The organism is Mesorhizobium sp. M7A.F.Ca.US.005.03.2.1 (genome assembly GCF_003997795.1).
GTDB classification, from domain to species: Bacteria; Pseudomonadota; Alphaproteobacteria; order Rhizobiales; family Rhizobiaceae; genus Mesorhizobium; species Mesorhizobium ciceri.
In genome coordinates, this window is the sequence record NZ_RZRP01000214.1 from 1 (window position 1) to 8,119 (window position 8,119).

At 63.0% G+C, this 8,119-nt stretch carries 5 protein-coding genes and 1 pseudogene; 1 reads left to right on the top strand and 5 read right to left on the bottom strand.

All coding sequences use genetic code 11. From position 1 onward, the window contains the following. The 5 genes from EN991_RS14245 to EN991_RS14265 all read right to left on the bottom strand — a co-directional run. Nucleotides 1-429: enoyl-CoA hydratase-related protein (locus EN991_RS14245; protein ID WP_206519204.1), on the bottom strand; the 429-nt coding region annotated here is incomplete at its 3' end. Nucleotides 430-443: 14 nt separating this feature from the next. Then, nucleotides 444-1,652 carry an acetyl-CoA C-acetyltransferase gene (locus EN991_RS14250; protein WP_027161729.1) on the bottom strand — a complete coding sequence of 403 codons (1,209 nt, stop codon included), beginning with the start codon at nucleotides 1,650-1,652 and terminating at the stop codon, nucleotides 444-446. Nucleotides 1,653-1,685: 33 nt separating this feature from the next. Continuing rightward, on the bottom strand, nucleotides 1,686-2,858 hold the full coding sequence (locus EN991_RS14255; RefSeq protein ID WP_082826644.1) for an acyl-CoA dehydrogenase family protein: 1,173 nt from the start codon (nucleotides 2,856-2,858) through the stop codon (nucleotides 1,686-1,688). A gap of 46 nt (nucleotides 2,859-2,904) precedes the next feature. Beyond that, nucleotides 2,905-4,695, bottom strand: coding sequence for an acyl-CoA dehydrogenase (locus EN991_RS14260; protein ID WP_127368993.1), 1,791 nt, complete (start codon nucleotides 4,693-4,695; stop codon nucleotides 2,905-2,907). A gap of 307 nt (nucleotides 4,696-5,002) precedes the next feature. Next, nucleotides 5,003-5,461 (bottom strand): MerR family DNA-binding transcriptional regulator, encoded by a 459-nt coding sequence (locus EN991_RS14265; RefSeq protein WP_013533661.1) that lies wholly within the window; start codon nucleotides 5,459-5,461, stop codon nucleotides 5,003-5,005. Between the two features lie 455 nt (nucleotides 5,462-5,916). Here EN991_RS14265 and EN991_RS14270 point away from each other — a divergent pair. Next, nucleotides 5,917-8,119, top strand: a pseudogene (locus tag EN991_RS14270) (peptidoglycan-binding protein); the annotation flags it as partial.

Genomic DNA, 8,119 nt, shown 5'->3' on the forward strand with positions numbered 1-8,119 from the left:
GTCGCTATCGGCGGCGACACGGCCGTGGCAGGCGAGCGACAATTCGAAGGCGCCGCCCATGCAGGTGCCGTTGATCGCCGACACCCACGGCTTTCCGCAAGTTTCCAGCTTGCGGAACAGGCCGGTCATCATGCCGGCATTGTCGAACAGCGCCTTGGTCGCCTTTTCGGCGTCCTTGCCCTTTTCCGCGGCGAAGGTCGTCAGCATCTTCTGCAGCAAAGAGATATCTGCACCGCCGGAGAAGGTATCCTTGCCGGAGGTGATCACGGCGCCCTTGATGGCGGCGTCACCAGCCACCTTGTCGACAATGGCGTTCAATTCCCGCATCGCCTCTTCGGTGAAGACGTTCATCGAACGGCCGGGCATGTCCCAGGTGACCAGCGCAATGCCGTCGGCGTCGGTGTCGAGGGCGAAATTGGTGTAGCTCATCGTTTCTCTCCCCGTCAGACGCGTTCGATGATGGTTGCGGTGCCCATGCCGGCGCCGATGCACAGCGTCACCAGAGCGGTGTTGAGATCGCGCCGCTCGAGTTCGTCCAGCACCGTGCCGAAGATCATCGCGCCGGTGGCGCCGAGCGGATGACCCATGGCGATGGCACCGCCATTGACGTTGATCTTGTCATGCGGAATGTCGAAAGCCTGCATGTAGCGCAGCACCACCGAAGCGAAGGCTTCGTTGAGCTCGAACAGGTCGATGTCCGAGAGCTTCATCTTGGCGCGCTTCAACAGCTTCTCGGTGACGTCGACCGGACCGGTCAGCATCAGCACAGGCTCGGAGCCGATGTTGGCGAAGGTGCGGATACGCGCGCGGGGCTTCAGCCCCATCGCCTTGCCGGCCTTCTTCGAACCGAGCAGCACGGCCGCCGCACCATCGACGATGCCGGACGAATTGCCGGCATGATGGACGTGGTTGACCTCTTCCACTTCGGGATGCTTCTGCACCGCGACCGCATCGAAGCCGCCCATTTCGCCGGGCATGACGAAGGACGGGTTGAGCGAGGCCAGCGACTGCATGTCGGTCGACGGGCGCATATGCTCGTCATGGTCGAGGATGGTCAGGCCGTTCTGGTCCTTGATCGGGATGACGGATTTCTTGAAGCGGCCATCCGCCCAGGATTTGGCGGCGCGCTTCTGGCTCTCGACCGCATAGGCGTCGACGTCGTCTCTGCTGAAGCCGTATTTGGTGGCGATCAGGTCGGCCGAGATGCCTTGCGGCACGAACCAGCCGGGCAGGCCGACCGAAGGATCCATGAACCAGGCACCGCCCGAGGCGCCCATGCCGACGCGCGACATCGATTCGACACCGCCGGCAATGACGATCTCGTCCGCTCCCTGCGCGATCTTGGCGGCACCGAAATTGATGGCGTCGAGCCCGGAAGCGCAGAAGCGTGAGATCTGCATGCCGGGCGCCTTGGTGTCGTAGCCGGCCTCGAAGGCGGCGGCGCGCGGAATGACCGAACCCGCCTCGCCGACCGGATCGACGCAGCCGAAGATGATGTCGTCGACGTTTGCAGTGTCCAGCCCATTGCGGTCGCGCAGCGCTTCGAGCGTCTTGGCGGCAAGCCGCACCGCCGGCACCTCGTGCAGCGATCCGTCTTTCTTGCCCTTGCCGCGCGGTGTGCGCACGGCGTCATAGACATAAGCTTCAGCCATTTGCTTGCTCCTTGGGTTTGCCTGATGTCGCCTTCAGAGAGAGCGTCCGATCAGCAATTTCATGATCTCGTTGGTGCCGCCGTAGATGCGCTGGACGCGGGCGTCGCGGAACATGCGGGCGATCGGGTATTCATTCATGTAGCCATAGCCGCCATGCAGTTGAAGGCATTCGTCGACGACTTTTCCCTGCAGGTCGCTGAGCCAGTACTTGGCCATCGACGCTGTCACGGGATCGAGGCCGCCCGCGATGTGGCGGGCGACGCAATCATTGTAGAAGACGCGGCCGATGGTGGCCTCGGTCTTGAGTTCGGCCAGCTTGAACTGGGTGTTCTGGAAATCGATGATCGCCTTGCCGAACGCCTTGCGCTCCTTGACGTAGTCGATGGTCAACGCCAGCGCCCGCTCGATCATGGCGATGGCGCCTGTGCCGATCTGCAGCCGCTCCTGCGGCAGTTGCTGCATCAACTGGACGAAGCCCTGACCTTCCTCGTGGCCGAGCAAATTGGAGGTCGGCACGCGCATGTCGTTGAAGAACAGCTCCGACGTGTCGTTGGCCTTGAGCCCGATCTTGTCGAGGTTACGGCCGCGCTGGAAACCTTCGACCTCGTCGGTCTCGACGACGATCAGCGAGGTGCCCTTGGCGCCCTTCTCCGGATCGGTCTTGGTGACGACGATGATGAAGTTCGCAAGCTGGCCGTTGGTGATGAAGGTCTTGGAACCATTGATCTTGTAGTGGTTGCCATCCTTCTGCGCCCGCGTCTTGACGCCCTGCAGATCGGAGCCGGCGCCGGGCTCGGTCATGGCGATGGCGCCGATCAGCTCGCCGGTCGCCAGCTTCGGCAGCCATTTCTTTTTCTGCTCCTCGGAGCCGTAGTGGAGGATATAAGGGGCGACGATCGAATTGTGCAGGCCGATGCCGAACCCGTCGACGCCGACATGGCCAATGGCCTCGATGATGGCGCTCTCATGCGCGAAGGTGCCGCCGGAGCCGCCATATTCCTCCGGCATAGAAGCGCAGAGCAGGCCGGCGGAACCTGCCTTCAGCCAGCTTTCGCGATCGACCATCTCGTTCTTCTCGAACTCGTCGTAGCGCGGCGCGATCTCCTCCGACATGAAGCGATGCGCCATGTCGTAGAGCATGCCGACCTCGTCCGCCGCCCAGGCGGGCTTCGGCAAAGAGAGCACTTCGGCGGGATTTGTCGCCACGATTTCCTCCGCGTATCGACAGACAGAAAGGCCAGTGAGGTCGAGCTTAGAACGCTTCCGCCAGCAGTGCCATCAATGTGTCGGCGCCGCTCGAAATGCGGGCGAGATGAGCCGATGTCTCCGGCATGATCCGCTCCATGAAGAAGCGCCCCGTCACGACCTTGTTGCCGTAGAAAGATTGCGCGCCATTGGCGTCCGTCTTACCAAGTGCCACCTTGGCCATCTGCGCCCACATATAGCCCAGAGCGACCAGGCCGAAGAGATGCATGTAGTCGGTCGAGGCGGCACCCGCATTGTCGGGCTTGGCCATGCCGTTCTGCACCAGCCACATGGTCGCCGCCTGCAAATCGTTGAGACCTTTCTTCAACGCCTTAGTGAACGGCGCCATCTTCTCGTTAGCGCGGTTCTCCTCGCAGAATTCGCCGACCTCCTTGAAGAAGGCCTGCACGGCGCGGCCGCCATGCAAACCAAGCTTGCGGCCGACGAGGTCGAGCGCCTGGATGCCATTGGCGCCTTCATAGATCATGGCGATGCGGGCATCGCGCACGAACTGGCTCATGCCGTGCTCTTCGATATAACCGTGACCGCCGAACACCTGCTGCGCCATGACGGCGTGGTCGAACCCTTTGTCGGTGAGCACGCCCTTGACCACCGGCGTCATCAGGCCGGTGTAGTCGTCGGCGGCCTGGCGATCCTTGTCATCGCCGGAGCGGTGGGCGATGTCGGACTTGATCGCCGTCCACAGCGCCAGCGCGCGGCCGGCCTCGTTGAAGGCTTTCATGGTCATCAGGCTGCGGCGGATGTCGGGATGGACGATGATTGGATCGGCCTTCTTGTCCGGCGCCTTCGGCCCAGACAATGAGCGGCCCTGCAAACGGTCCTTGGCGTAGCCGACAGCGTTCTGATAGGCGATCTCCGACAGCGACAACCCCTGCAGGCCGACACCGAGGCGCGCCTCGTTCATCATCGTGAACATCGCCTTCAGGCCGCCATTGGGCTCGCCGAGCAGCGTGCCCTCAGCCTCGTCATAGTTCATGACGCAGGTCGAATTGCCGTGGATGCCCATCTTCTCCTCGATCGAGCCGCAGGAGACGGTGTTCCTGTTGCCCGGATTGCCCGACGGGTCGAGCTTGAGCTTCGGCACGATGAACAGCGAGATGCCCTTGACGCCTTCCGGCGCACCCTCGATGCGGGCCAGCACCAGATGGACGATGTTGTCCGACATGTCGTGTTCGCCGGCCGAGATGAAGATCTTCTGGCCTGAAATCTTATAGGTGCCATCGCCGTTCGGCACCGCTTTGGTCCGCAACAGGCCGAGATCCGTGCCGCAATGCGGCTCGGTCAGGTTCATGGTGCCGGTCCAGGCACCCTCGATCATCCTCGGCAACCATGTCGCCTTCTGCTCGTCGGTGCCGTGGGTGATGATTGCCGCGATCGCGCCCTGCGTCAGGCCAGGATACATCATCAAGGACATATTGGCCGAGACCATATATTCGGCGACGGCGGTGTGCACGGCATAGGGCAGGCCCTGGCCGCCGAACTCGACGGGTGCGGCCAATCCCATCCAGCCGCCCTCGCGGTACTGGTCGAAGGCCTCCCTGAAGCCTTTCGGCGTGGTCACCGAGCCATCGTCGTGACGCACACAGCCTTCCATGTCGCCGACACGGTTCAGCGGATGCATGACGTTTTCGGCGAGCTTGGCGCCTTCGGCGAGGATCGCCTCGAGCACATCGGGCGTGGCGTCGGCAAATCCGGGAAGGTTCGAATAACGCTGATAACCCAGAACCTCGTTGAGCACGAACAGCGTATCCTGGACCGGAGCCCTGTATGTCGGCATGCTTTTTCTCCACCCTGCAAACCCGGTCCGAATGCCCCGAAGACAAGCCAGGGCGGCATGCGGACCCATATTGGGAGCGGGATAGCAAAAATTGACGTTTGCGTAAACGTCAATTTTCTCGATGCGACAAGATTCCCCGCCCCCTGGAGCAATGAGCGTAGCGGCGCGACGTTGCGCAAGCCAGCGCCGAAAGGCCATAAGAGTGGGCCAGGACAACGAAAAGCCGCGTGGCAGGCCACGCGGCTAGACAGAACTCGGACAATCAGCAGACGACTTGGTGTCTGGCGCAATTCCTGACGGAATTGCTTCAGCTGGCGGCGCTCGCCTGCGGCGCCGAACGCTCGCTCAGCATCTGGCGCACCGCCGACATCGAGCCGCTGAGCTCGTTGATGGCGTCGTCGATCAGCGCCCGTTGCTTCTGCAGGCGGGCAAGCTGCTTTTCCGACTTGTCCAGCGCAAGCTTGAGCTGCTTGGTGTTTGAACCGGTGGGATCGTAGAGATCCATCATCTGCTTGACGTCGCGCAGCGAGAATCCGACCTTGCGGCCAAGCAGGATCAGCTTGAGGCGGGCCTTGTCGCGGCGCGTGTAGAGACGGGTCGAACCGTCGCGCTGCGGGTTGAGCAGGCCCTTGTCTTCGTAGAAACGCAGCGTGCGCAGCGTCACTCCATATTTCTTCGCCATCTCGCCGATGCGGACGAGGTCCTCGCCGGCTTCGGCAGACATATTGGTATTGGCCGCGGTCTCGCCGGCCGAGATAAGCTTCATGGTCACTGGCTTTCCCCGTCTGGTGGCGTCGCGGTCCTGGACCGTGCGTCGCCTGACTGGAAGCGGGGGCCTGCTTCCAGTCGTGGTTTCAACAAACAAATCGCAAACATGCGCTCAATGCGCCTTTTACGTTTACGTCAATTCTATACCGATTGCCGCAGGATGACGCAAGGGCGTTCTGCGCCCCGCCCTTTATGCCGCACCGTCAGGCCGGCAGCCAACATCCTTTCGATTTCTTAAGTTTGGTTAACGCGTTGTTTACCACGTTGGGGGAAATGTGGGCGCGTCGGCTACCCGTGTTTATCCTGTATCGAATTTTTCACGGTTTTTCGGAGCGCGGGCGAGAGCCCGGGAAGCTCGTCTTCCGCCGCGGCATCGCCGCCGGTCGCCTTCGTTCCGATAGGGACCTGGGGGAACTGGCCGCGAGCCAGCCATTCTGAAAGACGGACGCACCGATGAACAGCAAGCGGTCCTATCTCGATACACTCAATGCCGGCAGGCAGCGCAGGCCGCAGACCACGCTCGATCAGTTGAACCAGTCGCTGGAGACACTGGAGCAGCGGCTGGAGCGGACGCGCGAGGATCCGATGGCACGTCCCGAACTCCGCCAACCCGATCCCCGCCAATATGGTGCCGATGCGCGCTACCCCGCCGCCCGGCCCTCTGGCCAGCAGCGCTGGTATGAGGACCCGCAGCCCGCGTCGCGTCCGAAGAGCCCGATGCAGGGAGCCGCCGCTTTCGAGCAGAATTACCAGGCCATTGCCCGCGATATCGATCGCGTGCGCGGCCAGGAGGATGGCGTTGCCATGGTCGGCAAGATCGCCGGCGAATTGCGCGGCATGCGCGAGGAATTGCGCCACCAGATGACCGCAGGCCTGCAGCGGGAATTCGAAGCGCTGCGCAAGGACATCGAGCGGGCCTTCCAGTCAGGCGCAAGGCCCGGTGCTTCGGCCAAGGGCAGTGCTGAACTCGGCCTTGAGTTCGAGCGTCTTTCGGGCGCCATCCAGACCCTGGCCGAGAAGAGCGACGACAGAAGCGTCAACATGCTGCGGCTCGAGCTCGAACAGGTCAAAGCCGCACTCGAAACGCTGGCACGCGAAGAGAGCGTGCAGAAGGTCGACCGCCGCTGGGACGATTTCGATCGCCGCTGGACGGCGTTCGAAGACCGCGTCGACGCCGACCAGCGCAAGCGCTCGGACGACCCGGGCCTGTCTGCTCTCACCGCCCGGCTCGAGCAGATCAGCAATGCCGTCAACAATTTGCCGGAATCGTTGTCGCTGCGCTCGCTGGAGGAGAAGGTGCGCACGCTTGCCGGCGCTGTCGACCATTTCGCCAGCCAGCAAGACAATCGCGGCAGCGACACGCTTGGCATGATCGACGAGCGGCTGGACGAGATTTCCCGCGCCATCGTGGCATCGACGGTCGCCGCGCAAGCCAATTCATTCGACCACGAGGCTTTCGAGCGCATAGAGAGACGGATCGACTCGCTTGCCGGCCAGATCCAGGAAGTGGCGCAGGATCGTCCCGGCAACGCTGTCATGGACCGGTTGAGCACGCTGTCGGGCCGGGTCGACGAACTCGCCGGCCGCGCCAATCTGCCGGAGCAGGCGATGGAGCGCCTGGCCAAGCAGATCGCATTCATCGCCGACAAGATCGACCAGGCACCCGCCATGCCTGACGCCGACTACATCTTCCATGGGCTGGAGCAACGCTTCGACGTCCTGTCGAGCATGATGGAACGCCGCCAGGGTGACGCCATCGAGCAGGGCAACATGCTGTTCCGCGATCTCGAGCGCAGGCTGGACGAGGTTGCTGACAGGCTCGACCAGCGCATGCCGCAGGTCGACAGCGTCGGCATCATGGAAGCCATCGATGCCCGCTTTACGGCGCTCGCCAGGCGCCTTGAAACGCGTGTGCCCGATCCCGCGGGCGAAGCGGCGATCCGCGGACTGGAGAGCCGGCTCGAAGACATTTCAAGCCGGCTGGACGCGTCGGCCGCACAGGTCGCCGGCATCGATCCGGCGCTGATCCGCAGCCTGGAAGCACAGGTTGCCGGCCTGTCGGCTCATCTTTCCAAGCCCAGCACCCCGCTGCCGGAATTCGAGGACATCAGCCCGCGTCTCAACGAAATTGAAAAGTCGCTCGCAGGAACCCGCGATTCCATCCTTGGCGCGGCGCGCGAAGCGGCCGAGAACGCAGTGCAATCGCTGGCCGGTTCGAGCGCCAATACGACCGCGGTTTCCGGCCTCGCCCAGGATTTGAAGACGCTTGAAACGCTGACGCGGCGCTCCGACGAACGCAATTCGAGAACGTTCGAGGCCATCCACGATACGTTGCTCAAGATCGTCGACCGGCTGGGTTCGCTCGAACCCGGCGAGCCGGTCGAGGCGATGAGCGAATTGCTGGATGCGGCACCGGCCGAGCCGAGCAACTGGCGCGGCGTGCGCCGACCCAAAATGGCCGTCGACGCGCCGTCGATGGATATCGATCAGCCCCTGCCATTGACTGGGGACATGGCAGATCTCGATGGCCGTGCCGCCGCCATCCTGCGCAATGAGCCGGGTGCACGCGGCGACCTGGGTATGCGTAGCGACCTCGGTATTGGTATTGGCACGCGCACGCCGGCCTGTCCGCCTTTCTCGGCGATCGTGTCCGAAC

What these genes read in the sequence shown, in the direction of transcription:
- EN991_RS14250 (WP_027161729.1), bottom strand. Translation starts at nt 1,652, where the DNA reads ATGGCTGAAGCTTATGTCTATGACGCCGTGCGCACACCGCGCGGCAAG.
- EN991_RS14260 (WP_127368993.1), bottom strand. Translation starts at nt 4,695, where the DNA reads ATGCCGACATACAGGGCTCCGGTCCAGGATACGCTGTTCGTGCTCAAC.
- EN991_RS14265 (WP_013533661.1), bottom strand. Translation starts at nt 5,461, where the DNA reads ATGAAGCTTATCTCGGCCGGCGAGACCGCGGCCAATACCAATATGTCT.